The 26996-nt window shown below is 65.3% G+C and carries 27 protein-coding genes and 7 pseudogenes; 21 read left to right on the top strand and 13 right to left on the bottom strand.

Translation table 11 applies throughout. The features are described from left to right. Window positions 1-148 precede the first annotated feature (148 nt). A complete protein-coding gene (locus tag AUC69_RS10075) occupies window positions 149-1051 on the top strand; it encodes a YegS/Rv2252/BmrU family lipid kinase (RefSeq protein ID WP_158008077.1) in 903 nt (300 codons plus the stop codon). A gap of 5 nt (window positions 1052-1056) precedes the next feature. On the opposite strand, the gene AUC69_RS10080 is transcribed toward AUC69_RS10075, so the two are convergent. The 3 genes and pseudogenes from AUC69_RS10080 to AUC69_RS10090 form a co-directional block, all read right to left on the bottom strand. Then, window positions 1057-2493, bottom strand: coding sequence for a sensor histidine kinase (locus tag AUC69_RS10080; RefSeq protein WP_069442050.1), 1437 nt, complete (start codon window positions 2491-2493; stop codon window positions 1057-1059). A gap of 68 nt (window positions 2494-2561) precedes the next feature. Then, window positions 2562-2716, bottom strand: a pseudogene (locus AUC69_RS10085) (DUF1328 domain-containing protein). A gap of 118 nt (window positions 2717-2834) precedes the next feature. Then, on the bottom strand, window positions 2835-3179 hold the full coding sequence (locus AUC69_RS10090; RefSeq protein ID WP_069442051.1) for a response regulator: 345 nt from the start codon (window positions 3177-3179) through the stop codon (window positions 2835-2837). A 189-nt stretch (window positions 3180-3368) separates the two neighbouring features. Between AUC69_RS10090 and AUC69_RS10095 the strand changes: the two genes are divergently transcribed. Further along, window positions 3369-3566: a CsbD family protein gene (locus AUC69_RS10095; RefSeq protein WP_069442052.1), complete on the top strand. Its 198-nt coding sequence runs from the start codon at window positions 3369-3371 to the stop codon at window positions 3564-3566. Between the two features lie 137 nt (window positions 3567-3703). Continuing rightward, window positions 3704-3856: pseudogene (locus AUC69_RS16335) on the top strand (DUF3309 family protein); the annotation flags it as partial. Between the two features lie 16 nt (window positions 3857-3872). Here AUC69_RS16335 and AUC69_RS10100 read toward each other — a convergent pair. Next, window positions 3873-4681, bottom strand: a pseudogene (locus AUC69_RS10100) (response regulator). 346 nt (window positions 4682-5027) lie between these two features. On the opposite strand from AUC69_RS10100, the gene AUC69_RS18540 reads away from it, so the two are divergent. After that, complete coding sequence (locus tag AUC69_RS18540) at window positions 5028-5156, top strand: NepR family anti-sigma factor (protein WP_158008078.1); 129 nt, start codon at window positions 5028-5030, stop codon at window positions 5154-5156. A gap of 1 nt (window position 5157) precedes the next feature. Then, window positions 5158-5688: a sigma-70 family RNA polymerase sigma factor gene (locus AUC69_RS10105; protein WP_069442053.1), complete on the top strand. Its 531-nt coding sequence runs from the start codon at window positions 5158-5160 to the stop codon at window positions 5686-5688. A 12-nt stretch (window positions 5689-5700) separates the two neighbouring features. Here the strand turns inward: AUC69_RS10105 and AUC69_RS10110 are convergent, their stop codons facing one another. Next, a complete protein-coding gene (locus AUC69_RS10110) occupies window positions 5701-6666 on the bottom strand; it encodes an AEC family transporter (protein ID WP_069442054.1) in 966 nt (321 codons plus the stop codon). A gap of 82 nt (window positions 6667-6748) precedes the next feature. Here AUC69_RS10110 and AUC69_RS10115 point away from each other — a divergent pair, with 82 nt between their 5' ends. From AUC69_RS10115 to AUC69_RS10125, 4 genes are all read left to right on the top strand, one after another. Then, window positions 6749-7003 (top strand): hypothetical protein, encoded by a 255-nt coding sequence (locus AUC69_RS10115; protein ID WP_141700730.1) that lies wholly within the window; start codon window positions 6749-6751, stop codon window positions 7001-7003. Window positions 7004-7105: 102 nt separating this feature from the next. Then, a complete protein-coding gene (locus tag AUC69_RS17465; RefSeq protein WP_158008079.1) occupies window positions 7106-7282 on the top strand; it encodes a hypothetical protein in 177 nt (58 codons plus the stop codon). A gap of 68 nt (window positions 7283-7350) precedes the next feature. After that, window positions 7351-7869 (top strand): hypothetical protein, encoded by a 519-nt coding sequence (locus AUC69_RS10120; RefSeq protein ID WP_069442056.1) that lies wholly within the window; start codon window positions 7351-7353, stop codon window positions 7867-7869. A 23-nt stretch (window positions 7870-7892) separates the two neighbouring features. Next, a complete protein-coding gene (locus AUC69_RS10125) occupies window positions 7893-8357 on the top strand; it encodes a hypothetical protein (RefSeq protein ID WP_069442057.1) in 465 nt (154 codons plus the stop codon). A gap of 140 nt (window positions 8358-8497) precedes the next feature. Here AUC69_RS10125 and pabB read toward each other — a convergent pair whose 3' ends face one another. The 6 genes and pseudogenes from pabB to AUC69_RS10155 all read right to left on the bottom strand — a co-directional run bounded on the left by pabB (window position 8498) and on the right by AUC69_RS10155 (window position 15272). Further along, window positions 8498-10045: an aminodeoxychorismate synthase component I gene (gene pabB / locus AUC69_RS10130; RefSeq protein ID WP_083239314.1), complete on the bottom strand. Its 1548-nt coding sequence runs from the start codon at window positions 10043-10045 to the stop codon at window positions 8498-8500. 323 nt (window positions 10046-10368) lie between these two features. Further along, window positions 10369-11172: a formylmethanofuran dehydrogenase subunit C gene (locus tag AUC69_RS10135; protein WP_083239315.1), complete on the bottom strand. Its 804-nt coding sequence runs from the start codon at window positions 11170-11172 to the stop codon at window positions 10369-10371. Continuing rightward, a complete protein-coding gene (gene fhcD, locus AUC69_RS19375) occupies window positions 11169-13097 on the bottom strand; it encodes a formylmethanofuran--tetrahydromethanopterin N-formyltransferase (RefSeq protein ID WP_342018569.1) in 1929 nt (642 codons plus the stop codon). The genes AUC69_RS10135 and fhcD overlap by 4 nt, the downstream gene beginning before the upstream one ends. A gap of 107 nt (window positions 13098-13204) precedes the next feature. Continuing rightward, a pseudogene (locus tag AUC69_RS19030) lies at window positions 13205-13714 on the bottom strand (amidohydrolase family protein); the annotation flags it as partial. Continuing rightward, complete coding sequence (locus AUC69_RS10150) at window positions 13714-14778, bottom strand: molybdopterin-binding domain-containing protein (RefSeq protein WP_141700731.1); 1065 nt, start codon at window positions 14776-14778, stop codon at window positions 13714-13716. The gene AUC69_RS10150 and the pseudogene AUC69_RS19030, both read right to left, overlap by 1 nt. Before the next feature lie 108 nt (window positions 14779-14886). After that, window positions 14887-15272, bottom strand: a pseudogene (locus tag AUC69_RS10155) (4a-hydroxytetrahydrobiopterin dehydratase). A 145-nt stretch (window positions 15273-15417) separates the two neighbouring features. On the opposite strand from AUC69_RS10155, the gene AUC69_RS10160 reads away from it, so the two are divergent. The 9 genes and pseudogenes from AUC69_RS10160 (at window position 15418) to fae (ending at window position 22472) form a co-directional block, all read left to right on the top strand. After that, on the top strand, window positions 15418-15768 hold the full coding sequence (locus AUC69_RS10160) for a nuclear transport factor 2 family protein (protein ID WP_280136640.1): 351 nt from the start codon (window positions 15418-15420) through the stop codon (window positions 15766-15768). A gap of 652 nt (window positions 15769-16420) precedes the next feature. Further along, window positions 16421-16774 carry a hypothetical protein gene (locus tag AUC69_RS17470; RefSeq protein WP_342018572.1) on the top strand — a complete coding sequence of 118 codons (354 nt, stop codon included), beginning with the start codon at window positions 16421-16423 and terminating at the stop codon, window positions 16772-16774. 125 nt (window positions 16775-16899) lie between these two features. Continuing rightward, window positions 16900-17796, top strand: coding sequence for an NAD(P)-dependent methylenetetrahydromethanopterin dehydrogenase (locus AUC69_RS10175; RefSeq protein ID WP_069442062.1), 897 nt, complete (start codon window positions 16900-16902; stop codon window positions 17794-17796). 165 nt (window positions 17797-17961) lie between these two features. Beyond that, window positions 17962-19047, top strand: a complete 1086-nt coding sequence (locus AUC69_RS10180) for an ATP-grasp domain-containing protein (RefSeq protein ID WP_141700732.1) — start codon at window positions 17962-17964, stop codon at window positions 19045-19047. Further along, window positions 18989-19951: a methenyltetrahydromethanopterin cyclohydrolase gene (gene mch / locus AUC69_RS10185; RefSeq protein WP_069442064.1), complete on the top strand. Its 963-nt coding sequence runs from the start codon at window positions 18989-18991 to the stop codon at window positions 19949-19951. Before AUC69_RS10180 ends, mch begins: the two co-directional genes overlap by 59 nt. Window positions 19952-19969: 18 nt before the next feature. After that, entirely contained in the window at window positions 19970-20209 is a 240-nt protein-coding gene (locus tag AUC69_RS17985; protein WP_204377312.1) for a hypothetical protein, read from the top strand. 49 nt (window positions 20210-20258) lie between these two features. Next, on the top strand, window positions 20259-20795 hold the full coding sequence (locus AUC69_RS17990) for an ATP-grasp domain-containing protein (protein ID WP_204377313.1): 537 nt from the start codon (window positions 20259-20261) through the stop codon (window positions 20793-20795). Window positions 20796-20898: 103 nt separating this feature from the next. Further along, window positions 20899-21755 (top strand): annotated as a pseudogene (locus AUC69_RS10195) (triphosphoribosyl-dephospho-CoA synthase). Window positions 21756-21962: 207 nt separating this feature from the next. Further along, on the top strand, window positions 21963-22472 hold the full coding sequence (fae, locus tag AUC69_RS10200; RefSeq protein WP_069442065.1) for a formaldehyde-activating enzyme: 510 nt from the start codon (window positions 21963-21965) through the stop codon (window positions 22470-22472). Between the two features lie 74 nt (window positions 22473-22546). Here fae and AUC69_RS10205 read toward each other — a convergent pair whose 3' ends face one another. Beyond that, a complete protein-coding gene (locus AUC69_RS10205; protein WP_083239317.1) occupies window positions 22547-23350 on the bottom strand; it encodes a HisA/HisF-related TIM barrel protein in 804 nt (267 codons plus the stop codon). Between the two features lie 84 nt (window positions 23351-23434). On the opposite strand from AUC69_RS10205, the gene AUC69_RS10210 reads away from it, so the two are divergent. From AUC69_RS10210 to AUC69_RS17475, 3 genes and pseudogenes are all read left to right on the top strand, one after another. Further along, entirely contained in the window at window positions 23435-24451 is a 1017-nt protein-coding gene (locus AUC69_RS10210; protein WP_158008080.1) for a hydantoinase/oxoprolinase family protein, read from the top strand. A 98-nt stretch (window positions 24452-24549) separates the two neighbouring features. Further along, window positions 24550-25714, top strand: a pseudogene (locus tag AUC69_RS10215) (acyl-CoA desaturase). A 356-nt stretch (window positions 25715-26070) separates the two neighbouring features. Further along, entirely contained in the window at window positions 26071-26208 is a 138-nt protein-coding gene (locus tag AUC69_RS17475) for a hypothetical protein (protein WP_158008081.1), read from the top strand. 126 nt (window positions 26209-26334) lie between these two features. Here the strand turns inward: AUC69_RS17475 and AUC69_RS10225 are convergent, their stop codons facing one another. After that, window positions 26335-26913, bottom strand: a complete 579-nt coding sequence (locus AUC69_RS10225; RefSeq protein WP_069442068.1) for an OsmC family protein — start codon at window positions 26911-26913, stop codon at window positions 26335-26337. Window positions 26914-26996: the final 83 nt, after the last annotated feature.

The following is a 26996-nucleotide window of genomic DNA, read 5'->3' on the forward strand; positions in this document are numbered from 1 at the left end:
ACGACCGGGCGTTCGCAAAATTTCTCTAGTGGAATCTAAGCACTCTCCCCCATGCTTCAAATCAACTTGCGCGCACGGATGTTCACGACCCTTTGTTCTCGCGCTTACCTCGTCCCCGGCCCGGGGCGCTTCAGGAGACCGACCGCCAATGCGGGTGCTTGTCGCCGTTAACCCCAACGCATCGAGATGCGCGGACGTCTTGCCCACGCTTCCCGGCTGGCTCTCGGCGCGCGCGGACTCGGTGTTCGTGGCTTGCGGCTCGCGGGACGAGATGGCGCAAACCCTTAAGGAGCATGGCGCGAGCGCCGATCGGATCGTCATCGGCGGCGGCGACGGAACCATCTCGAGCGCCCTGCCGGAGATTCTCGCGCTCGGCAAGCCGCTCGCCGTTCTGCCGCTCGGCACCGCCAACGATTTCGCGAACACGCTCGGAATGCCGGCCGACGTCTATGAAGCCGCCGAGATCGCCCTTGGCGGACGCACCCATAAAATCGATGTCGGCCTCGTCAACGGCACACCGTTCGTGAACGTGGCGAGCGTCGGGGTGGCGGCCAACGTGGCGCATGCGCAGTCGGCCGAGTTGAAGCGCCGCTGGCGGATGTTCGCCTATGTCATCAGCCTCCTCCACGCCGCGCGGGAATCGAATCCGTTCATCGTCAAGATCAGCGCCGACGGCCAGGCCACGTGGTCGGGTCCGGTCTACCAGGTCAGCGTCGGCAACGGCCGCTTCCATGGCGGCGGCCTCACGGTCGCCGAACATGCGGCCATCGACGACGGCAAGCTCGATCTCTACCTGGTCACGCCGGGACCGTTCTGGGAGCTGGTGGCGTGCATCACCCATCTGAAGTTCGGCTTCGCCAAGCCGACGCTGTTGCAGCGCAGCTGCGCCGAGCACGTGACGATCGCGACCCGTAGCCCCAAGCCGATCAACGCCGACGGCGAGACCCGGTCGCAGACGCCGGCGGAACTCTCGGTGATGCGCCAAGGGCTGACGGTGATCGTGCCGCATGCATTGCCCGCGGGGCATCGCGGGTTGGTCGGGATCGGCTAGGGCGTCTAACCGCGCGACGTCACCTGCGCCGCCGGGATGACCATCTCGCAGCGCACGCCCTCGGCGGGGAAGCTCAGAGTCACGTCACCCTCGAGCGCCCGGCCGACGACAGTCTCGATCATCGCCCGGCCGAAACCGGAGCGCTCGGGCGGGGTCACCGCGGGGCCCCCCTCCTCCTGCCACACCAGCTTGAGTTGAGCGGCGTCCTCGCAGAAATTCCATTCTATGCGGATCTCGCCCTTGGGGTCTGACAGCGATCCGTATTTCTCCGCGTTGGCCGTCAGCTCATGCAGGGCCAAGCCGAGATTTTGCACGGCCTCCGGCTTCAGCATGACGTCCTCGCCTTCGATGGCGATGCGCGCGCCGAAGCCGTCCGCGTGGGCCTCGAGCTGCTGCTCCACGAGCATGCGCAGCGAAGCGCCGTGCCAGTCGTCAGCGATCAGGAGATCGTGGGAGCAGCCGATGGCGTAGAGCCGCGCGCTGAAGCGATCGAGGAAGTCGTCGACCGAGCGCGTGCGCGAGGCGGTCTGGCGCGCGATGGCGTGGATCACCGCCAGGAGATTCTTCGAGCGGTGGGTCAGCTCGCGCAACAGCAGGCGCAAGTGGTCCTCATTGGCTTTGCGCTCGCTGATGTCGACGGCAACCGACGCGGCGCCGACGACACTTCCGTCGGGTCCGCGCAACGGCTCGATGACGACGTAGAAGGATCGCTCCCGGGCGTAGAGCTCGAAGTCGACCTCGAGCTCTTGCGAAGAGTCCGTCTCCATAGCCTTGCGCTTAGCCGCCATCAGCTTCTCCGCGGCTTCGGCCGGGACGATGCCGGCGTCGGTCTTGCCCAACACCTGATCGTCAGCGAGACCGGCCGGAAGATTATGCGCCCAGGTGAAATGCAGATCCTTGTCCTGGCTGAACACGGAGATGGGGGAACCGCGCAGGGCAATCTCGAAGCGCTGCTTGGCTTCGGCCAATTCCTTGGTGCGGGCCGCCACCCGCTCCTCGAGCTGCAAGCGCGTCTCGCTCAGCTCTTCGAGGGTCTTCAGATGCGCGGCGATCTCCGACTGCAGCCGGTCGCGCGACGGCACGCTGCTCAAATACGGGGCGAGCCACCACAGGCCGAGCCCCGTGGCCAGCGCCAGCAGCGCCGCGGCGCCCTTCAACACGCCTTCCAACGCGCCGTCGAGTTGCTGCGACGGCATCCACTGGCTGAACACCGCGGCGAAATGGACGAGACCGACGGCGAACACGAACAGCAAAAAGAGCTTCACCAGCGCCGCTTCACCTTGGCTGCTCTCGCCGCGCTGCTTGTAGAGATAGAGCAGGACCGCGGGCACGAGCAGGAAGGCCGCGGCGATGACCCCGTCGGCGACGGCGTTGAGCACCACCAGGACCGAGGTCCAATCGTCTTGCCCGGTATCAAAAAGTGAGGTCAGCGAGATTCCCATGGTTGACCGTCAATCCATCACAGCACGCCACTCACTGGCGACATGGTGCGTCTGGCCCGGCCCCAAGCTCAAACGATCGCGGCGATCAGGGTGACGAGGAAGACGACAAGAAAGATAAAGAACAAAATACGCGCGACGCCGGCCGCGGCCGACGCGACGCCGCCAAATCCGAGACGCCGGCCACCAACGCAACAACGGCGAAAATGATCGCCCAAAACAACATTTCTGGCTCCTCACTCCGGTAAGTCTCTTAAGTCTACGCCTCAAGCCGGCGGCTGCGCCCTTCGCCCCCCGCGTACAGCAAACGTCCGGTTTCGCGATTTCGTTGCACCTCCGGTCCATCAAAAACCCGCAATGGCGGCGAGAAGGTCCTGGTCGGTGAACGGCTTGCGAACCAACCGGGCCTGGCGGTGCTCCGGCGGCAAGCTTTCCCGTCCATAGCCGCTGACGAAAGCGAAGGGGATGCGACGGGCGGCCAGCGCATCGGCGATGCGCCCCGCCGGCTCGCCGGCGAGATGCGCGTCGAGCAGCGCGCCGCGCAAAGGTCCGCGCTCGATCGTGGCGAGGGCCTCGCTCACGGTGCTCGCCGGGCCCGCCACAGCGACGCCCGCTTGCTCCAGTGCGGCGACGATGTCGAGGGCGATGAGGAACTCGTCCTCGACCACGAGAATGGGGTGTGCGGTCATCACTCCTTCACCTTTCTCTCGGTTATCGCGCGGTCGTCACACGAAACCCATGCACTCTTTATTGCGCCGCGGAGACTGCCGCCGCGCCGGCCCTTACGGAACTTGCGTGTACGTCCGCGCGTTTCATTGCGCATCTAAGTCAGGCCCGTACATCCGCTATGGGGCCGCCAACAAAGGGAGTAACATTCCATGAATTGGGATCGAGTCGAAGGCAATTGGAAGCAACTTACCGGCAAGGCGCAGCAGCAGTGGGGCAAGCTCACCAACGACGACCTGGACCAGGTCGAAGGCCGCCGCACGGAACTGGTGGGCAAGATCCAGGAGCGCTACGGCGTTGCCAAGGACGAAGCCGAGAAGCAGGTCGATACCTGGCTCCAGAATATGTAACGACACGCCGGAATGCCGCGCTGCTGGCGGGCGCCCCATGAGGCCCTGTCCGGCGCGCGGCGCTCCCATATCGATTCCAGCCCCGTGGCGCGGGGCAAACGCTTTTTCCCTCCCCTCCTGACGCCGAGGTCTCCAACATGCTGACGACAATTCTCATTATCATCCTCATCCTCGTCCTACTCGGCGCGGTTCCCGCTTGGCCCTATAGCCGCGGTTGGGGCTACGGTCCGTCCGGTATCGTCGGGCTGATCCTGGTAATCCTGCTGATCCTGCTCCTGCTCGGAAAAATCTACGCCGTCGTCGGTCTCAGGCGCTCGCCGAGGGCTGATCGCGCAAGCTCGCGCGACGCTCGAAGAACAGCGCCTGGGACACGATCGCCTTCACGGTATCGGGCTGATACGGTTGGTGATGAGAAAGGCCGGCTCGGGCCGCTCGCCCGTCAACAGCCGGTCGGGATAGGCGGTGATGAAGATCACCGGCACTTGGAACAACGCCAGCATCTCGTTGACGGCGTCGAGGCCTGAGCTGCCATCGGCAAGCTGAATGTCGGCGAGCACCAGACCGGGCTTGCTGTTCTCCACCGCGCGGACAGCTTCCTTATGCGTGCGCGCGACACCGGCCACGCGATGGCCGAGCCCCTCCACGATGCTTTCGAGATCCATGGCGATCATCGGCTCATCCTCGATGATGAGCACATCGGTGGCGACCTGCGCGGCAATCTCCCGCCCCGCGGCATCGATCAGCGCTTCGGCATTGTCCACCGTGGTGTTGAGAATGATGGCGGTCTCGTCCGGGGTGAAGCCTTCCACGGAGCTGAGCAGGAAGGCCTGCCGGGGCAACGGCGTGATCTGCTCGAGCTTGCGGTCCACGGGCGTCGTACCGCCCTGGAACGCTTCCGGTTTCAGGTTGATGCCGACGGAATTCCAAAGTCCCAGGAAGGTCCGGTAGAGCGCGATGCGCGGATCGAGATTGTCGTCAAACAGCGACGAATCCTCGGCCAGGACCTCTAAGGTGGCCGCCACATAGGCGTCGCCGGCGGCTTGGGTTCCCGCCAGGGCACGGGCAAACCGGCGAAGGTAGGGCAGATGAGGCGCGATCGTTTTCGACAACGACATCGATGTGACTTTCTCTTATTGGGGCAGCACCCCGCAACTCCCAGTGTCTCACAAATCGGGTGCGAGGGAGCTATTTAGGAATGAGCGTGAGCGTCGGTCAAATGCCGAAACTCCGGCAAAAGTTCCGTCCGCTGTGGAACCAATTGAACCTCCAAGTGCTTTTGTAGCCCAAAGGCGCGGCGGAATCCGTTAAACTGAGGTCTTGCCGGGTAGCAAGCCAATCAGGAGCCGCTGTGGAACGAAACGATAAAAAGAAGGCCAGCAGGCGAATGACGCTAACGCCAGTAAAGAGCGCGCCACATCCCCCGCCCCCAAGGCGAGACCGGGTGGCGCGGCAGCGGACGGCATGTCCCCTGCCCTGCAGGCCCATATCGGACGCCAAGTTCGCGCGATGTTCGATGAAGTGGCCGAAGAGCCAATTCCCGATCACCTGCTGCGCTTGCTCAAGGAACTCGACCAAAGCGGAGAGAAGTGATTTGCCGCGGAACGTCTCCCAAAACCTGAGAGAGTCCCTCGTGGCACAGATCGGCAGCCTTCGGGCGTTCGCCGTGTCCTTGTGCGGCGACCGGGACCGCGCCGACGATCTCGTTCAGGAAACCCTGTTCAAGGCGTGGAACCACCTGGATTCCTTCAAGGAAGGCACGAACCTGAAGGCGTGGCTGTTCACCATCCTGCGCAACACTTATTTCTCCGAACGGCGCAAACGGAAGCGCGAGGTCGAGGATGCCGACGGCAAATATGCCGCCCGCCTCGCCAGTCGTCCGGCGCAGCCCGGCCACATGGACATGCAGGACTTCCAGGCCGCGCTGGTGCAATTGCCGGACGATCAGCGCGAGGCCTTAGTCCTTGTCGGCGCGGCAGGCTTCTCCTACGAGGAAGCGGCGGAAGTGTCCGGTTGTGCCGTGGGCACCATCAAGAGCCGGGTCAATCGCGCCCGAAACCGTCTCGCCGATATGCTCGAGCTCGAAGCGGCCGAGGACGGGACGCCCAAAGCCAAGATCGCTTGAAGCTCCGCACGCTCAGAGCAAAAGCGACATGAAGACGCTCATGGTGAGCAGCGAGCCGAGAGTGCTGATGAGCAGCGCCGAGGCCGTCTCGCGGGCGGCGACTTTATATTGAACGGATAGCATCACGACCAGCACGATGGGAGGAAGCGCGGTGGTCAACACCGCCTCGCCCAAGATCGGGTTGCGGTAGCCGAGCGATAGCATCGCGGCCAAGACGAGCGACGGCTGGAGAATGTTCTTCACGAAGACGAGGAACAGCACGGGACGGTTCACGACCACCTGGAAGCCGGCGAGAATGATCCCCGAGGTGAACAAGGCGACACCGGCCGAGGCATTCCCCAGCAACGAGAGCGAGTTGAACGCGACGGCCGGCAGCTTGACATCCATCAGCACGATGACGAAGCCGAGGAGCGGCAGCCACACCACCGGCTGCTTCAACGCGGACAGGATCTTGCCCCAGACGTCTGCGCTGGGCGGCGCGGTCTGGGCTGTGTCCCCACGGCGATGGGTCGGCGCCTCGGTCGCTCCCAAAGACAGGATGATGAGCGTTACCGGCACCAGGGCCACCACGATGATGATGCTGCCGAGCGCCACGGGGATGTCCGCCTTGGCGCCGTAAAGATAGCCAAGAACCGCCGAGCCGACGAAGGCGGTGCTGGGGGCGGAGGCGGTCAGCGCGCCGAGCGCGCTCAGGCTTGCGGAGTAGCGAAGGCCGAAGCGGGCGAGCAGGAAGATGGCCGCATACATGCCGATGATGGCGATCGCCAGGATGATCCCGAGAGGCAGATCCCTTAGGAGATCCTCCCGCCCCGCACTCACCACGCCGACGAAAAGTGAGAGCGGCAGGGCATAGCTCATCACCATGCGGTTGAGGGTCGGCACCTCCTTCTGCTCGAAATCGTGGTGCCGCGCGGCGAAGTAGCCGAGCAGAATGGTGATGACCGCAGGCAGCAGCGCTCCTAGAATTTTCTCAAGCATCGCTGCTCCTTCGGGGCTTTCCGCGAAGCCACCATACGAGACCCGACTGAACCGATAAACCGATGTGGAGGCCGACACAGCCATGAAGACGCTCTCACCCGCCGAGCTCGATCAAGCCAAACTCGATCCGGGCTCCGTGTTCGAGCGACCGGACGAGGTCCTCGCCGCGTCTTTGACTGCGGACGACAAGAAAACCATCTTGCTGCGCTGGGAAGAGGACGCCGAGGATCTGATGCGGGCCACGGGGGAAGGCATGCCGCCTGAGGACAATCGCCGCACGCCGGCGGAGCTGCTGCGCGCGGTGCAGGCGGCCTTGGCGCAGCTTGCCGCTGCTTAGAAATTTATCTTTGCAAATCCTTAGGTTACTGCGGAACCCTTCCGGTCTTTGTGCGTTTGCCAATAACACATCCGAACATTCCCAAAAGAACGGAGGTTACCCATGGCAACGACCAAGTTCGACGTGGCCGGCGAGCCGCACACCGAGGTCACGACCACAGAAGCCCGTCAGGCAACCCATGCCGGGATGATTTGGGTGCTCGGCATCTCTCTGGCGCTCGCCGTCGCCGCCGGTCTGGCGTTGGGATTCGGCTGGATTACGCTCCCCTGGGCCGCCTGACCCCTTGATGTTCGGGCCCGGAAGACAAATCTCTAAGGTTCTGGTTCCCGACATGATGGGGATGAACCGTGGGATTCCGTCTTGGCCATTTCAGCGCCGTGCTCGTCGCGGCCACGCTTGCGTTGAGCGCGGGCTCCGCGTTGGCCAAGCCGGCGGACTCGCAAGAGGATCCCGCGTCTTCCCAGTTCGAGAGCCTGGCTTCTAGATTGAAGGCCGGAACCGAGCGGGCGCTAGATGCGGCCAGCGACGCCGCGGCCCGCGCCGTGGATGCAAGCAAGGGCGCCATCGCCGAGACGGAAACCGATCTCGGCCCGCGGCTCGAAACTTTCCGTCAAATGTTAAACGACCAGAAAGCCAAGCTGGCCATGATCGGCGAGGACGCGGTTGACCGCTTCGACGCGTGGAAGCAAGCGGCCACGGACTCTTGGTCCGAGATATGGTCCGACACGCGGACCAAGTCTTGGACTCAAACTTTTACCCAGTCCTGGACCGAGTTCCGCCGCGCGGCCACCGAAGCGCTCGACCGGTTCCGTGACTGGATCGCCGATCAGCCTAAGAGCGACGATTATACTGAGACCCCCGTTTGAACTCCCTTGGAAAGAGACCCGAGATGACCGACACCCCCAAGACTGAACAGGCCGACAAAGAGTGGGCCGACCTGCAGCGCGATCTCGACACGCTGGGCGATCAGCTCGGCAGCCTGCGCGAGCACACCGCCGCCCTCGGCGACACGATGATCGCCAATCTGGAAGCGCGCTATCAGGACGTGAGAAACAAGAGCCTGAGCTACCGCAACGCCACCGAGGCGCAGTTCGAGGCCATTCGTCAGATGGCACTGGAGCAGGCGGCAGCCACCCAGAGCACGTTGACGGAGACGGCCATGAAGTCCGCCGAGATGGCCAAGGAAACCACGCGCCAGGCGTGGGAACGGGCCGAGCCGTTGCGTCAAGGCGCGCAGGAGGTCGGCAAGGGCTTCGTCCGCGCTTGGTCCGAGCTCGCCGCCTCGTTCGGCAAGGCCGCCACCAAGATCCAGTCGACGGAGAAGCCCGGCGAAGAGGGCCACAAGCCCGGCTAAGGCATTTTCGAGCAACACGTTTAAAGAACGCACACCGAACAGTGCCCGGGTCGAAAGGCCCGGGCATTTTCTTTGCCGTCAGCCCGCGTGCGCCGGCGCGCAGGCGTCCGTTTCAGCCGGCTGCATCAGCTCGGCCCGGATCAGGCCGCGCACCGAGTTGCGAGATAGAGGCGGTCGGCGCGGGCGAGATCGGCCGGCGTCAGCACCGCTTCGCTCGCCGCCGCGCGCGGCAGGTCCAGCAGCTCCTCGCGGAGCGTGCCGGGCAGGAGGCCGCAGGCCAGCGCCGGGGTGAACAAGCGGCCGTCCTGCTCGAGGAACAGCGTCGTGCGCGTCCCTTCCGTCAATTCGCCGCGCTGATTGAGGAACACGACCTCGTCGCATCCGGTGAGCGCTTTTTGCCGCTCCATCTCCTTGTCGTAGAACTGCCGCCGCGTCGTCTTGTGGTAGAAGAGCGGGTCCTTCTCGTCCACGCGCTGATCGGAAATCACGAAGCGCCACACCGTGTCCTTGGTGGGCAGCGTGATCTCGGTCGACGTCACGGTGATGGCGCCGTCCTCGGCGAGCAGCAGCCTGACCAGCGCCACCGGCGCGGCGATCGCGGCGGCTTGCGCCTCCAGTGCGGCGATCACCGCCTCGCGCGAGAAGGGATAGCCGAAATGATGGGCCGAGGCCTGTAGCCGGGCCAAATGCCGCTCCAGGAGATGGAACCCCTCCCCCTTTTCGTAGCGCAAGGTCTCGATCAGCTCGAACGGCGCGTCGATCTTGGTAAGGAAGTGCGCCTTGAGCAGACACTCCTCATATTCCGACTCCTCCTTGGAGTCGGCGACGATGCCGCCGCCGATACCCATCTCGCCGCCGGTCTCGTCGAGCACCACGGTGCGGATGGCGACGTTGAACTGGGCGTCACCCGTCGGCGCGATATGGCCGATGGCGCCGGTATAGATGCCACGGTCCTCGCCCTCGAGCTCGCGGATGATCTCCATGGCGCGCACCTTCGGCGCCCCGGTGACCGAGCCGCACGGGAACAGCGCCCTGAGCATGTCTCGTAGCCCCATGTCGGAGCGCAGCTCCGCGGTGATCCCCGAGGTCATCTGATGCACCGAGCGGTAGGTCTCCACGGTGAACAGATCGGTGACCTCGACGGAGCCGATCCGCGACACCCGGCCGAGATCGTTGCGCAGCAAATCGACGATCATCAAATTCTCGGCGCGCTGCTTCTCGTCCATAGCGAGCCACGTCTTGAGGCGGGCATCCTCGCGCGGCGTGCGGCCGCGCGGCGCCGTCCCCTTCATGGGCCGCGCCGACATATGCTGGCCGTCGCGGCGGAAGAACAGCTCCGGCGACAGCGACAACACATGAAGGTCCGGCGTCGCGATGAGGCCGCCATAGGCGACGCGCTGCTTGCGGCGCAAGCCGGCATAGAGCGCCGTGGGATCGCCCTCGAAGTCGAAGTGGAATTTCTGGGTGAGATTGATCTGGTAGACGTCGCCCGCGGTGATGAAGTCCTTCACCGCGGCGAAGGCGGCGGCATATTCCTCGCGCGACCAGGACAGTCTGAGATTGGAGATCTTGGCGCGCTCGCCCCCGCCATTGTCATCGAGCCAGGTGCGAGTCTCGCCGTCGTTGAAGGAACGCGGCGCCTTGAACAGGCCGATCCAGAATAACGGCGTGCGGCGCGTCTCGGGCAACAGGTGCCGCAGCTTGGGCTCGAGGCAATAGCCGAGCTCGTAGGCGAAGTAGCCGGCGGCATGGAGCCGCGCGCGAGACCGTCTGAGACCTTCTGGAGTGCTGATTCGACCTCGGCGGGATCGTTGACGGTGACGACCTCTTCCGGCGCGGCGAAGAGCAGGCTGCGGCCGCCCGGCGTCAGGCTATCGTCGAGAAGCACATATGGCAGATCAGTCATCGAAAGGCGCCGCTTGAGGGATCAAAGATCAAGCATAGAGGATATGGGCGGGGGGCGCGTCAACATCGAGGCCCGCGAGGCCCCTGACGAGCCCACTTTGGCCGTTTAGGCGAGGATCAGCATCTCGCCTTTGCCGAGCACGGCCATGTCGCCCATGAGACGGCGGGCGCGGTCGCCGAGCCGGATGCGGATGTCTTGGTCGCGGAGCCATTTCTCCAGCAGGCGGAGATAATCGAACTCCATGACGCCGCAATCGCTGAAGGTGGGCAGGATGTCCTTGGGCTTCTCCATGAAGATGAGGCTGCCGCGGCGGTTGCCATAGCCGGCGTAGCGGCCGGCGCCGCGCTGAGCACGAGCGTGCCGGCAATCATGCGGCCGCCGGCATAGTCGCCCGCCTTGCCGCCGACGACCACGAGGCCCGCGACGCATGCGTTCGCCGAGCAGCGCGCCAGTATCGCCGCCGACGGTGACGAAGCCGCCCTTCATGCCCATGGTCTCGCCCAAGGCCACGCCGCAGGCTTGCGCGCCCACATTGCGGCGAATGGTGATCTCGCCGCCGGCCATGCTGGCGGCGGCAAGCACGCCGGCGCTTCCGGTCACGCCGATCTTGCCGGACTTCATGCGCGCGCCGAGAGAGGCGCCCGCGTCGCCGTCGACGAAAATCGCGCCGCCCTCGAGCTCGGCGCCGATCTTGTCGCAACGCTCGTCGGTGCCGACGAAGTGGATGTTCTGCGCGTCCTTGCCCTTCACCTTGAAGGCGTCGCCCACGGTGAGCGTTTCGCGCGTGGTGCCGATCGACACCGCCTCGATGTCCTTGCGGCTCATGCCAGCTAGCCGCGCGGGCACCAGCGGCGACAGGTCGAGCCGCTGGCCGGGCGTGTCTTTCAGCTCGAAGATCAGCGCGCTCACCCGACGATCTCCTTCAGGTGGAAGTGATGGGGGCCAAGATTGCCGCCGTAATTGCCGGCGGTGATATGGGTGACACCTTCCCGCGCACCGCCCTTGGCGATGGCGTGAATGCCCGCATGCATCGCCTTGTGGATGGCCTCGGCGGTCAGGCCGTCGATGACGATCTCCAGCACCGCTTCCACGTTGAGCGGCAGCTCCGATTTCACCGCGCCCTTCAGGCTCGGGCAATAGGCGTCGTTGGTCGAGGCGATCTGGCCCTTATATTTCGAGCCGACCTTAGAGCCGGAGCGCACGATGCCGCCGGGGAACGGGGTAATGACGTCGGGCAGTTCGGCCATGGCCTTCACCGCGCGGGTGCAGGCAGCGAGCACGGCCGCATGAGTCTTGCCGAGCACCAGAAGATTGCCGCCGCCGACCGCTTTCTTGGTCAGCCCCGTCTTGTCCTCGCAGACGAACTCACCGTCCATGACGGGAATGCGCCAATAACGCTTGCCGCCGAGCACTTTCGACATCTGCCAGCCGTCGCCGAAGAACCGGAGCGACGAACCTAGCTTCAGCGATTTCTCGCCTTCGAGCCCGGCAAAGCAGGCCGAGCCGGGACTGGTCAGCACGCATTGGCCGACGCGGTTCCTGAGCTGCGTCTGGAGCTTGTCGGCATTCATGGTGAACAGCAGCACGGCGACGCCGGGGCGCCCGTCGGGGGTTTCTTTCCGCGACAGCGTGCGCTCGATGCCGGCCTCGGCTCCGCAGGCGATCACCGAGGTGGCGAAACCGGTCATGGTGCGCGCCGAGATCAGCGCCCATTCCATGGTGGGCGCCGTGATGATGATCCGCGTGCCGACCATGGGAAAGGCCTCGGCAAACGTTTCGATAATGGTGACGCCTTTGACTTTTAGCTCTGCCATGTCATCTCGACGTTGGGATCGCCGCGAAGCGTCGCGGCGGGTGGTGACGGCGTCGGAAACGCCGAACCAGGACGGATCGACGCCATAATAGCGGTCGTAGAAGGTTTTTACGCGCTTCTCAATCTGCGCGTCAAAACCAGGCTCGACGTGATAACAGCGGCCATAGGTTACGCGCACGACCTTGCCTTTGCGCACCACGAGCTCGCCCGACTTGAACACCAAATCGGCGGCGGAGAACATCGCCGTCTTGTTTTTCTGCTCAGCATAGACGGCAATGTCGGCGATGGCGCCGGGCGCCAAATGACCGCGGTCGGTGAGGCCAAGCAGCTTGGCCGGCGCGGCGCGGGTGATGACGGCGAGCTCGGACAGGGTCAGCTCGCGGGTGATCCCGGCGAGATTGGATACCTCCCGCGAGGCCTCGGGTAGATCGTCGAGCCAGCGGGCGCGCTCGTCCTTGTCCATGAGCAGGTGAAAGATTTCCGGATAGCGCACGAACAGCGCGCCGTTCGGATGGTCGGTCGAGAACAGCACGCGCCAGGGATCTTCGGCCATGAGGAAGATCTCGAGACCGATGGCCCATTGCAGCGCGTTGACGAAGCTCTTGGGCTTGTAGTTGTAAGGCACCACGCCGGTGCCGTTGCCGTCGCCCTGATTGAGCGCCCATTTCTTCGGGCTCGCGGCGTGGCGTCCGTCGAACTGGCGCAGAATGTCGCCGGAGATGGTGATGGTCTGGCCGAACATCACCTGGCCGACGTCGACGGAGGCGTTCTTGTGCTTGTTCACCGCCTCCATGAGACGCGGCGCGCCGGATGAGAAGCCGCGATCGCCGCCGTCGCCATACCCGTAGAACTGGATGTGGGCGAAGTGAATGGGCAGGCTTTGCGTCGCCTCGAGCGTGGCGACCGCAGTCTCCACGTTGCCGGCGATGCCGAGATTGTTGCAGTGAACATGGGGCGGATGCGGCACGCCGAGACCGGCCACCGCGTTCTGCATCGCCTCGACGATGGCGCGGGATGACACGCCGTAGTCCGGCACCTCGTCGTCGAGACCGAATTTGCGGTCGTTGAACTTGAGGCCTCCGAGCCGCCGGCATTGATGACCTTGAGGCCGAGCGCCTTGGAGTGATGCAGGGTCCAGGCGACATAATCCTTCAGCTCGTCGCCGCCGCCGCGTCCGTCGCGCAACAGCTCGAGCGTGTAGTCGTCATTGCCGAGAATGACGAGCCCGGCCACGTCGATGATCGGGATCGCGGCGAGCGCGATCTGCGCCTCGATGGCGTGGGTCGGGATCATCGCCGGCTCGATGACTGTGGTGTAGCCCATCTCGGCATAGCGAATGCCGGTGGCATAGGCCCCCCATGAGGCCGGCGACGGCGCGATCGGCTGCCCGTCTTGGGCGGCGAGCGCCGGCAGCTCGGGCATCAGCTGGCGGCCAAGGGTGACGTTGGAACCGGCGATATGGGAGTGCACGTCGATGGCGCCGGCCATGACGATCTTGCCGCGGATATCGTAGACCTCGTCCGGCGTGCGGCCTTCCGGCGCGGCGACGATGCGGCCGTCCTCGATGAAGAGATCGCCGACGCTGTCGCGGTTGTTGGCCGGATCGATGATGCGGCCGCCTCTCAGCTCGATGAGCATCAGGCCGCCCTTCTCTCGTCGATCAACTCGGCGATGCGGGTCAGCACGGCGGCGACGGTCGGCTTGCCCTTATCCGCTTTGCCGGCCTTGACCATGCCGATGCCCGAGAGGGGCGGCAGAAAGAGAGCCGCGTCGTGATCGGCGGCGGCGCTCGCCACCTCGATGACGATGTCGTCCTTGGCCGCGCGCGTGGGATTGGCCGACAGCACGATGGCGGCAGCGCCTTTCGGTCGCGCCGCAGTGTCGCCCGCCAGCGCGTCGATCCACACCAGCGCGTCGGCCTCGGCCGATTTGAGCAGCCGGTCGGTGTCGTAAGCCCACGCATCATGCTGCGGCACGTCACCGGCAAAACTCGTGCGTATGGGCAACCCGCACGTCCAAGTGGAGCACAGATTGACGCCATCGCCATTGCCGGGCGCGGCCATCGAAAGAATTGCCGCGCGGGTGGTGAGCACCAGATGGCGCACCATCTCCAAGACAGTGTGCATCACCGGTTCCTCGATCTCGGCCGGATCGTAGACGAAGACGGCGAAGGCGGATTTACGCAAGCGCGCCGCGGCGGCGTCGATCTTCGCTCGCAACGCCGTGTCGCGCAGGTCGAAGCGGCCTTCGCGCAAGCTGGCGGCGAGGAGCGCGACGAGCTCGGGCAGCGACGCCCGGCTGTCCACCGCGGTCGCGCTCACATGTTTCGGCGTCTTGGCCTTGTCGGCCCCGAGAAGAATCAACTCGCGCTTGTTGTCACCGGGGCGCGGCAGTCCCGGCTTTGCGGGAAACAGCTTCTCCACGAGATCGGGGTCGCGGGCGAGCGGCGCCTTGCCGATCACCACGACGGTATCGGCGCGATTGCGGATCTCGCCGAAGCTTGCCGGTGTGCCGCCCGTCTCGCGCATGACCTTGGAGGCGCGCATGAGGCCGGCGCTGGCCGCATGATCGATGACGCCACCGAGCTTCTCGGCGAGGCTCAGCGCGGCCGCGGCGCCGCCGATGTCGGTGAGAAGTCCGCCGAAGACCGGGAATCGCGCGCGATCCAGCAAGTCCGCTGCACGTTCGAGCGCGCTGTCCAACTCGGCCTCCTCCCCCCTCATCTTCGCCATAGCGGCGCACAATTAAACAGGTGACCCCAATGGCGCAAGCGCGCGAATACGCTCAGCCAGCCAGAATCAGCTTTTCGGTCAGCTTTTCGGCTTGTCGTATTTGATATACGAAAAGCGCATGTCGTCGGCGGGCGTGCCTTCGAGCGCGCCGCCTTCGCGCCCGGCTGCCAGCACACCACATCCTCGATCTTCTTGGCGAGCTCGAAGTCCTTGTCCGAGATGCCCTTGGCCGCGTGATTCATCAGACGCACCTCAACCCAGGCATAGGACGCGGTAATATCGGGATGGTGCCAGGCGGCCTCGGCGAGATGGCCGATGGTGTTGATCACCATCAGCGTGCCCTTCCAGCTATTGGTCTTGTATTTACGCCGGATCCAGCCGCCTTCGAGATGCCAGTGCGGCAGCTCCTTCTTGAGCCGCGCTTCGACCTCGGCGTCGCTATAGGTCCGCTCTGACGTTGCCATATCCACCGTCTTTTGAAAAAGTGGGCCGCATTTCCGCAGTTTGCGCGAGAGCATATCAGAGGCACCGAGACGTTCAAAGGAGGCCTTTCGAGGCGACCTCATGTCAGACCTCATGTCAGACCTGGAGCGTAATAAGACTGCCGTAATGGCGTTCTACGATTTGGCCTTCAATCAGTCGCGGCCGCGCGAGGCCATGGCGCTCTATGCCGGGGCCGATTACATCCAGCACAATCCCGGCGTGAAAACCGGCAAGGACGGGTTCATCGAATATTTCGAAGAGATGGACCGCCGCTATCCAGGCAAGCGCGTTCATTTCAAGCGCGTCATCGCCGAGGGCAATCACGTGGCGATTCATTGCTTGCAGGAATGGCCCGGCGACGAAGATTGGATTGCCATCGACATTTTCCGGTTGGATGACGCCGGAAAGATTGTAGAGCACTGGGACGTGTTGCAGGTCGCGCCGAAGACATCGGCAAACCCCAACGGCATGTTTTGACGTCCACTGGTTCGCGGTCCGTTTTGCTTGAGTCCGATTCCATGCCCCCTTCCCCTGCCGTGGCGGTGACCACGACCGCGCGTCTGCATTTCGGGTTCCTCGACCCGAGCGGACGCGGGACCCGGCCCTTCGGCAGTTTCGGACTGTCGCTGGACCGCCCGTGCACGCGGCTCAGGCTCCAGCGCGCCGAGACCTCCGACGTGAGCGGACCGGAGAGCGAACGTGCGCGCGCTACCTGGCGGCGATCGCCGAAAGCTGCGGCATCTCCCGGGCTATCGCCTGCGGATGGAGCGGGTCATTCCCTCCCATGCGGGCCTCGGCTCCGGCACCCAGCTGGCGCTCGCGGTCGCACCGCTTTCGCCGCCGCCGAAGGTCTCGACCTGTCGCCACTCGAGATCGCCGGCCGGCTCGGCCGCGGGGCGCGGTCGGGCATCGGCATTGCCACCTTCGAGACCGGCGGCGCGGTGCTGGATAGCGGCCCCGCCGATGGCGCTCTGCCCCAACTCGTCGCCCGCGTCCCCTTTCCGGAAGACTGGCGGGCGCTGCTCATCTTCGACGACAGCGCCAAAGGCCTGGACGGGGCGAGCGAGGTGGCGGCCTCGAGGCGCTGGCGGATTTCCCGGAAGCCGAGACGACGGATCTCCAGCAACGGATCGTCGAGCGGGCGCTCCCCGCCCTCGCCGCACTCGACTTCGCCAGCTTCTGCGCCGAGGTGGGGCACCTGCAGGCGCGCATGGGCGCCTATTTTGCCTCTCTACAGGGCGGCATCTTCACGAGCCCGCGCGTGGCAGCCGTGCTTGAAGGCTTGCGCGCCGACGGCGTGACCGGGCTCGGGCAGAGCTCGTGGGGGCCGACCGGCTTCGCTTTCGCCGCCAGCGAGCACGAAGGCCAGGAGATGCTATCGGCGCTGCGCCAGCGGGGGCTCGGCGCGGGCCTGCGCCTGGTGCTGGCGCGCGGCGCAACGAAGGCGCCGAGATCGCCATCGGCTGAGCGAGGAAATCGGTAACACTCGCCGATTGAGGCGCTTTGACGCCGCGCCGATTATGCTAAAGCGAGGCCATCGGCGTTTGCCACCCGTGCCTGGCGCGCGGGCCGCGGCGAACCCGCGAGCCAAATGACGGGAGATTTACGATGGCGCCGCCGCGCATTCTGCACATGATCACGCCGCTCAAACATATGAGCCCGTTCGACGTCAACATGGGGCTGGACGCCGGCTACGACCACGCCATCCCCTACACCAACGTCACGGTCGACGACGTGTATGGACTGGTGCAGGACGCGATCTTCTCGCGCAGCCCCGACGGCATCAAGCGCACCGGCATGTTCATCGGCGGCAAGAAGGCCATCGAGGCGCTCGACATGATGGACCGCGCCAAGAAGGCGATGGTGCCGCCGTTCGAGATCTCGGTATTCGCCGATCCGGCCGGCTCCTTCACCACCGCCGCCGCCATGGTGGCTTGCGCCAAGGTGGCGCTGAAGGAGAAGTTCGCCACCGACCTCAAGGATAAGCGCGTCGTCGTCTATGGCGGCACCGGCGTCGTCGCCTTCGCGTCCGCCGTCATCGCCACGATGGACGGCGCCAAGGCGGTGCTGGTCGGGTATGACGGACCGGAGCGCGTGCGCCGGCTGACGATGGAAGCCAATGCGCGATTCGAGGTCGATCTCGGTTTTGCCGACGGCACCACCGAGGAGCAGAAGGCGGAGCTTGCGCGCGAGGCCGACATCATCTTCACCGCCGGTCCGGCGGGCCGACAGCTCTTGAGCCTAAATCAGATCAAGCCGGCGAAGGACCTCAAGGTCGTGGCGGACGTCAACGCGGTGCCGCCGCATGGCGTCGAAGGGGTCGGCATCAAGGACAACGGCACGCCCATCGAGGGCACGAGCGCGGTCGGCATCGGGGCGCTCGCCATCGGCGACGTGAAGTACAAAACCGAAAGTGGACTCTTCAAGGAGATGATCGAGGCGGAGAAGCCGGTCTATCTCGATTTCCGTGCCGCTTACAAACTCGCTCAGAAGCTCGCCTCTTAAGGCGCCGCCGCCCGGACGGGGACGTTCGCGGCGCGGCTCGCTCCTGATCGCGGCGATCTCGGGCCGCGCGCTCGCGCCGCCGCCGTCGAGGCCGGCTACGATGCGCTCGTTTGCGACTTCTTTGCCGATGCCGACACCCATGCGCTGACCGCCGCCTGCCGCAAGTTGCCGAGCGACATCGCCCACGGCTTCCAATGGCGGAGTTTGCGGCCGGCGCTCGAAGCGCTCGCCAAGCAGGCACCCTCGCCCGTTCTCGGGGCGATCTACGGCTCCGGGTTCGAGGACCGGCCGCAACTCCTCGCCCGGATCGCGGCGCGCATGCCGCTCCTCGGCAACGACGCCGCAACGGTCAAGGCGATCAAGGCGCCGGAGACATTCTTCGGCACGCTGGAGCGGCTTGGCATCCCACACCCCGAGACGCGCGAAGGGCGTCCTGCCAAGGGCGCTGGCTGGATCGCCAAGCGGCGCGGCGGCGCCGGCGGCAGCCATGTGGTGCCGAGCCGGCTGCAGAAGGACGCGGACGACATCTATTTCCAGAGATGGGTCGCGGGACGTGCGATCTCGGCGCTGTTCGTCGCCAATGGGCGTCGCTGTCGCGTCATCGGCTTCAGCGAGCAATGGCCCGCGCCGGCGCCTCGCCGGCCTTGGCGCTATGGGGGCGCGGTGCGCCCGGCCAATTTGACCAAAGCCGCGGAGGCGGAGATGACGCGGGCCGTGGCGCGCGTGGTCTCGGCCTTCGGCCTCAAGGGACTCGGCTCCGCGGATTTCGTGCTCACGGAGAATCAGCCCCTGTTGCTGGAGATCAACCCGCGACCCGGCGCCACACTCGACGTCTTCGCAGGCGCGGCAAAATCGCTGCTTGGTCTTCATGTGGACGCGGTGAAACGCGGCAGGCTCCCCCGGGAAGGCCTGGCATTCGAGGGCGCTGCGGCCTCGACGATCATCCATGCGCCGAAGCGTCTCATTGTGCCCCGCAGCATGATTTGGCCCTCCTGGGCGGCCGACCTGCCAAAGCCCGGCGAGCAGATCGACAAACAGCGTCCGATATGCACTTTACTGGCCCGCGCCGGGACCAGAGGGCGTGCCAAGCGCCTCGTCGAGACCCGGAAAGCCAGCCTGCTGGCCAAGATTCAAAAATCCCAGGGGGAGCAGTGTGAACAAGAAAAAGAACGAAGGAAGTGCAGCGAAACAGATGAAGCAGCCGAGCATCAACACCCAAGTCGCACCGCTGGTGCGCGACATCATCGATAATGCCGACGCCTTGCGCGTGAGCGTGACGAAGGGCTCGCTCGGCGAGACCTTGATCGATTGCGGCGTGAACGCCGTGGGCGGTCTGGAAGCGGGCCGGCGCCTGTCGGAGGTCTGCCTCGGAGGGCTCGGCGTGGTGACGTTCGAGACCACCAACACCGAGGACCCGTGGCCCTTCAACGTGACAGTGCATACGAGCCAGCCGGTGATTGCCTGCCTCGGCTCGCAATATGCCGGGTGGAGCCTGTCGGTTGACGACAACGGCAAGAAATTCAACGTGCTCGGTTCCGGCCCGGCCCGCGCCATGGGCTCGTCGGAGAAGCTCTACGAGGAGCTCGGCTATCGCGACAAGGCGAAGTCGGCCGCGCTCGTGATCGAGGCGGACAAGGCGCCCCCGGCGGCGATGGTCGCGAAAATCGCCGAGGCCTGCAAGATCAAGCCCGAGCAGCTGACCATCCTCTATGCCCCGACGTCCAGCCTCGCCGGCACGGTGCAGATCGCCGCGCGCTGCCTCGAGGTGGCGCTGCATAAGGCGCATGAGCTGCACTTCCCGCTGGAGGACATCGTCGACGGCATGGCCACCGTGCCGGTGCCACCGCCGACGCCCGGCTTCATCGAAGCCATGGGACGCACCAACGATGCCATCATCTATGGCGGCCGCGCCCAGCTCTACGTCACGGGTGAAGCGGCGGCGGCCAAGAAGCTCGCCGAAGCGCTGCCGAGCATCCAGTCGAAAGACTACGGCAAGCCATTCGCCGAGATCTTCGCGGCGGTGAAGGGCGATTTCTATCAAATCGATCCCATGCTGTTCAGCCCGGCCAAGGTGACGGTGACGTCCCTCGAAACGGGCGAAAGCTTCCAGAGCGGTCATATCGACGACGCCGTGCTCTCCCGCTCCTTCGGCTAAGCGCGCAAAGACACGCCCATGGCGCCCGCAGCCCCGCTCAATCCCGCCATCCTCCTGTTCGGCGATGGACGGGATTGGCACGGGCGGAGCCTGCTCAGGGCGTTCAAGCGGCGAGGCATCAAGCCGCTGGTCGCGCCGCTGGCGACCTGCGGCTTCTCGACCGAGACCGCCACGGGCCTGGCCATTCCGGGCCTCGGCGATCATCGCCCGGAAGCGGCTTCGTGCGCTTCGTGCCTGGCGGCAGCTTCGAGCAGGTGACCACCTATCTCGGCGTGCTGCATGCCTTGCGGGAGCTCGGCGTGACCGTGTGGAACGCGCCCGCGCCATCGAGCGCTGCGTCGACAAATCCACCACCACCTTCTTCTTGCAGCGGGCGGGACTGCCGACGCCCCGGACCTTCACCTCGGTCAGCCGGAGCGCCGCGGAGGAGATCGTCCGCAAGGCATACGCCGAAGGGCACAAGCTCGTGCAAAAGCCCCTGTTCGGCGCGCAAGGCAAAGGCCTCCGCTTGATCGCGGAGATCGACGATCTGTCGCCGCCGGACGAGGTGAACGGCGTCTACCATCTGCAAGAGTTCGTGCCGCCCGCGCACGCCCAGCATCAGGACTGGCGGATCTTTATCTGCGCGGGGCGCGTTGTGGCTTCCATGATCCGACACGGGACCCACTGGATCACCAATATCAAGCAAGGCGCACGCGCCAAGGCGGCCATCGCCAGCCAGGAGCTCGGCGACCTCGCCGTGCGGGCCGCGGCTTCGGTCGGCGCCGACTATGCCGGGGTCGACATCATCCAGGCCCCGGACGGCCGCTTCCTGGTGCTCGAGGTGAACTCCATGCCGGCATGAACGGGCTCCAGCGGGTGAGTCGTGTGCGCATTTCCGATCACGTGGTCGATGCATTTCTCGACGCCGCCCTGCCCCCGGCCCGCCGCAAAGACATCGAGGGCGCTTGACCGCGCCGCTTAAGCCAGAGGCGATCGCGGCAGCCTTCCACGAGGCCTGCCTGGCGGAACTCGACGCGCTGAAGCCCGGCAATGTGCATCGCTTCGCCAACGGCCACAGCATGAGTGTCGGCGATTTCGAGGTGAGCGCCGCCGCGGCGGCACCCCTCATGGGGCCGCGGGCCTCTCGGTCGGGCAGCGCATCGAAGGTGCGGTCGCCGCCACGCAAGCGGCGGTCAAACAGAACACCAATCTCGGCATCGTCTTGCTGGGCGCACCCCTGGCCCAAGCCGCCCTCGCCTCGGGCGGCAGGTTGCGCGACCGGCTCGACATCGTGCTCGGAACGCTCACCATCGAGGATGCGAAAGCGGCTTATCGCGCCATCCGTCAGGCCGCACCCGGCGGGCTCGGAGAGGCCCCCGCCCATGACGTCGCCTCGGAACCGAGGGTCACGCTGCTGGAGGCGATGCGCGCGGCGGAGACCCGCGACCGCATCGCCTGGAACTACACGCACGATTTCGTCGACATTTTCGAGCTCGGCCTGAAATGGCTCGATGGCGGGCTCGCGCGCTGGGGCGACGTGCCCTGGGTCACCACCTATGTTTATCTCGGATTCCTCGCCCACATTCCCGACACGCTGATCGAGCGCAAGTTCGGCGGGAACGTCGCCAGCGATGTTCGCGATGAGGCGAGGCCGATCGAAGCGGGACTTTCGCAATCGGCCGCTCCGGAGGAAATGGCGGCGCCGTTGGCTGCTTTCGACCGATCTTTGAAGGAACGGGGGCTGAATCCGGGGACTTCCGCCGACCTCACCGTGGCGACCCTGTTCGCGGCGGCTTTGCGTGACCCGGTAACGTCCGGATAACGAACAACTCCGACGCACCAAAGTGGGTAATAATCGACTTGCCCAGCCTTCCGACCCCGGCTTATGTTCGGCCCCGCGGAGCTCCGACTGGGAGTTGCGGACGGAGGAGCGTTCACCCAGAGCCACTTTCGTCGGCTTGTCGCCGGACTCTGGGCCGGCGACCGCCGTTTTGTTTTGATCATCCTAGTACTAGGGAGGGGTTGCCTCATGGCCAAAATCACTGGTGTTTGTGTCGGCGAGTCGCTCGTCGGCGACGGTAACGAAGTTGCTCACATCGATCTGTTGCTCGGCCCGCGCGGCAGTGCCGTGGAGACGGCGTTCTGCAACGCGCTGACGAACAACAAGGACGGCTTCACCACGCTTCTCGCCGTGGTCGCGCCGAACCTGCTCTGCAAGCCGGCAACGATCCTTTACAACAAGGTCACCATCAAGGATGCGCGTCAGGCCGTGCAGATGTTCGGTCCTGCTCAGTACGCCGTGGCCAAGGCCGTGGCTGACTCCGTGGCCGAAGGTGTGATCCCCGCCAACGAGGCAGACGACCTTTATGTCTGCGTCGGCGTGTTCATCCATTGGGAAGCCAAGGACGACAAGAAGATCCAGGACTTCAACTATCGCGCCACCAAGGAAGCCATCGCCCGCGCCGTCGCCGGCGAGCCCAAGGCCTCCGAAGTGACCGCGAAGAAGGACACTGCCGCTCACCCCTTCGCCGCTGGCTGAAAGGGAGAACCCCCAGGTCGGGACGACCCGGGTGCTCCGGGCCCGATTCGGCGGTGGCTGCAGAAGCTCGGTCTTTAAGAACGGCGCTTACAGCCCTTAGGTTTGAGATCGCCGTCCTCGCAAGAGGGCGGCGATTTCTTTTTGGGTGACCGTACCGGCATGGAGCGCCGTGGCGGCGAGCACCCCGTGGGCGCGAGCTCGGCTGCTTGCTTAATGTCGTCCAGATTGCCGACGCCGCCGGCGACATAGACGGCGCGGTCTCCCTCGCAGCCCAAGGCGTCCTTCAGACGGCCGAAATCGGGGCCCTGCTCACGGCCGACAAGGCCGAGGCTCATCAAGATGAGCCGGTTGGGCCACAGCGCCGGATCGGCGATCACCGCGTCGGGCCCACGCAAGCCCTGCTCGTCGAAGTCGAGAGACAGGACGACATTGTTGCCGAAGCTGGCACGAATATTCTCCCAGGCCTCGAGGCCGGCAAGGGTCTCGCTGCCGATGACCAGGGTGGCGCCCAGCGGCAGCCAGAAGGCGCAGTCGGAGACGTCGGAGAAACCGGCATCGATCCACAGCGCCGTGCCGGGAAAGGCGTCGGCGAGCTCCCGGCAAAGGGCGAAATTGTCGCCGCGGCCCAGAATGGCGTCGAGGTCGGCGACATAGAGGATTGGCGATCCGGTGATCGCTAGGAGGGCCCGGGCAATGACCACGGGATCGTGGGGCGGGCCGAAGGGGCTCGCGAGCGGGCGGTATTCGGCGCGCTTGCCGGCACGGGCATGCTTGCCGGCGCGGGCATGGACGACTAACCCATCCTTGAGATCGATGACGGGGATGACGGCGAAATCGCCGGACGTCTCCCTGGAGATGGCTTCAGACTGAAGCGTCATGGCGAGCGCTCCTGCAGTGCTGACCCTATCATGACGTTAAACACGGTGCTGGCAAATTGAGGGCTGAATGGCAGCTTCATTTGGGTGGGATTTGGGCGCGCCAACGTCAAGCTGGCGCAAGTGGAGGACGGGCGCGTCACCGCGGTGACGCAGATCCCCTGCCCCGCGATCGCCGACCCGGGGAAATTCAACCAGGCGGTGGCCGTGGCACTGGAGGCCTGCCCGGCCGAGGGGCGGCACGCCGTGACCATGACCGGGGAACTCTCCGACGTGTTCCCGTCACGCGCCGCGGGCGTCGCCTATCTCACCGGCCTGATGATCAAGACGACGGGCCCGGCAACGCTGTTCTACAGCCTGAAGGACGGCCTCGTCGGCGGCGATGCCGTGCGCGCGCACTGGCCGGATGTGGCTTCGGCCAATTGGCATGCGAGCGCCACCCTCGCCGCCCAACTCTGCACCAACGGCTTGCTGGTGGATGTGGGCACCACGACCACGGATCTCATTCCGTTGAAGGACGGCACGGCGGCCGCCATCGGTCTCACCGACGGCGAGAGGATGACGGAAGGAGAGCTCATCTATGGCGGGGTGGTCCGCACGCCGGTGATGGCCATCGCGCAAACCGCACCGTTCAAGGGCCGCATGCAAGGCATCGCCGCCGAACGCTTCGCCACCATGGCCGACGTCTACCGCATCACCGGCGAATTGCCCGACAACGCCGACCCCTACCCGGCCGCCGATCAGCGCGGCAAGAGCGTCACGGAGAGCGCCGGCCGGCTCGCCCGCATGCTCGGGCGGGACGCCGACGACGCGGAGTTCATCGCCTGGAAGGCGCTGGCGCATTATCTCGCCCGCCGCCAGCTGGAGCAGATCGAAGCGGATGCACGTGTGCTCTTGGAGCGGGAGGACCTGCCCGTGGACGCGCCGGTGATCGGCGCCGGCTGCGGGCGGTTCCTTGCGCAAACGCTCGCCACGCGGCTCGAACGGCCCTATCGCGACTTTGTGGATCTCATCGATTGCGACCCGGAAATGGCCGATTTGGCGGCGGTCTGCGCGCCGGCCGTGGCCGTAGCCCTGCTTGCATCGGCTCCCGCCGCCCCCTAAATGCTGAGATATGCCGGCCGAAGGGCACTGCTTCTGCCCCCATTCTGCTCAAAATGCGCTAAATTGCGCCAAACAACGACAAGAGGACTCGCGAATCTATGCCCACGGAATTTGCCCGTGATGACGTCCATGACGACATCGTCTACCCCTCCGCCATTCCCTTCGTCTTGGTCCATCTCGCGTGTTTCGGGGCGATCTGGTCGGGCGTCACCTGGCCGGCGGTCATCCTCTGCGTTGCGCTCTACTGGATCCGCATCTTCGCTATCGGCGCCGGCTATCATCGGCTGTTCTCGCACCGCGCCTATACGACCAGCCGGACCTTCCGCTTCATCCTCGCCATCCTCGCGCAGAGCACCGCGCAGAAGAGCGTGTTGTGGTGGGCGGCCAAGCACCGCCACCATCATTTGCATTCCGACACCGAACTCGATGTGCATTCGCCCCGCCATACAGGCTTTCTCTATAGCCATGTGGGGTGGATCTTCGCCAAGCGGCACGACCTGTTCGACGAGGCGGCGGTCGCCGACCTGATGCGCTATCCCGAACTCAGGTGGCTGCACAAATACCAGCTCGTGCCGGCCGTGGTGCTCGCCGGGCTCTGCTTCCTCATCGCCGGCTGGTCCGGCCTGTTCGTCGGCTTCTTCTGGAGCACGGTGCTCGTCTATCACGCCACGTTCTGCATCAACTCGCTTGCCCATGTGCGCGGCCGGAAGCGCTACGTGACCGGCGACGACTCCCGCAACAATTGGCTGCTCGCCGTCTTCACCATGGGCGAAGGCTGGCACAACAATCACCACGCTTTCCAGAGCAGCGTGCGGCAAGGCTTCCGCTGGTGGGAGATCGATCCGACCTTCTACATCCTGAAGGCGCTCTCCTGGATGGGCGTCGTGTGGGATATGCGCTCGCCGCCCGAGCAGGTGTTGCGGAACGAGCAGCGGCTCGGCGCGCATCGGTCATCAACCGCGCGGCCGAGCAGCTCGCGGCGCATTTCAATGCCGAAGGCATTGCCCACTCCATCGCCTCGGCGCTGCACGCCTCCGAGCTGACGGCGCTGCGCGAGAGGCTCAACCGGGCCCATGACCGCACCGCCGAGGTGCTCGCCACCGTGCATCTGCCGCATATGCCGAGCCGCGAGGAGGTCATCGCCAAGCGCGGTCCATGTTCGCCAAGACCAAGTCTCTGGAAGAGATCGCCGACCGCGCCTACGAGCTATTGCTCGCGTCGGTGGGTCCGAGGCTCGCGGCCTCCAGCGAACAGCCATCATAACGGCCTCTCCCCTTCGGGACTTCAGGCACACAGGCCGGAACGGCCGGAAACCAATTATTGATGGTGCTGGACCTCAATCTGAACCCGCGGGGCTCAAGACCGTTAGGAAGACACAGCCCGAAACAACCAACGGAGCCTCACATGCGCGTTATTCTGACTTCGGCAGCCGCCCTGGTCGCCGGCGCCCTCCTTCTCACTGCCGGCACGACGGCCGCCCCGGCCGCGCCGCTCTCTTCAATGGCGTCCTTGGACGCGGCGTCCACCGCCGTGCAAAAGGTCGATTGGCGCCGCCGCTATTACCGCCGCAATGGCGTCTGGCCGCCGGTCACCGGCCCGGGCGCGTGGTGGAGCCAGGGGTGGTCGTGGAAACGGATGATGGCGACGTGGTCGTCGTGGCGCCGCTGCGGCCCGCGAGCTGTGGCGAGTTCCATTATTGGAACGGCGTGGCCTGCGTCGACGCCCGCTTCAACGATCCCTATATCGGCCCAAAATAACCGGCTGAGGACGCGATGAAGATCCGAGGGGCCTAGCGGGCCCCTCGGATCGCCGCGATATTTGCCTAGCGATGCGCCGAAACGTGCCTTAGCCGGATAGCAGCGCGATCAGCGCCCGCGGCCTGCCTAGGCCGCTCTCTCAATGACGACAGGCACCGGGCGGCAGACCGTATTGCAAACCGGAGATTGGGTCCGCGCCACGTCCAACAGATCTTCCAACATCTCGTCGGAGCAATCCGCCTCGATCTTCATGAGAATGCGGATCCGTTCGTAACCCGGTGACACGCTCTCATCGAGTCCAAGCATGCCTCGCATGTCGATCTCACCCTCAAGCTTCGTCGAGAGATGCCGGATCGTGATGCCGCGTGCCGCTGCGTGCAGCACGAGCGTGGTGGTGGCGCATCCCGCCATGGCGTGCAAGAGAAACTCCACGGGGTTGGCGCCCTCGTTGTCGCCGAGCAGGACAGGCGGCTCTCCGTTCATGAACTCGAACGGCTCCTCCCGGGAGTCGTCCTCACGCCCCGCTCCGTAGAAGTCGCGGATGGTGGAGCGGTTCGTCCCTCCGCTGATCCACGTATTGGCGGCCCGGAACTGGAACCTGGCCAAGCCCGGATCGGCCTTGATGGCATCAATCGTGTCGAAGGCCGCCTGGACATCCAGGCCATTGACCATGACTGGCTGTGTCATTGCTTGCTGCGTTTTCATGCTTGATCTCCATTCGCATCTCGCCTCCCGCGCCATCGCGGCGGCTTCTAGGGATCAAGATAAGGAAGGCGTTTCCACCCCCT

It is taken from the genome of Methyloceanibacter superfactus, assembly GCF_001723305.1.
Classification (GTDB): Bacteria; Pseudomonadota; Alphaproteobacteria; order Rhizobiales; family Methyloligellaceae; genus Methyloceanibacter; species Methyloceanibacter superfactus.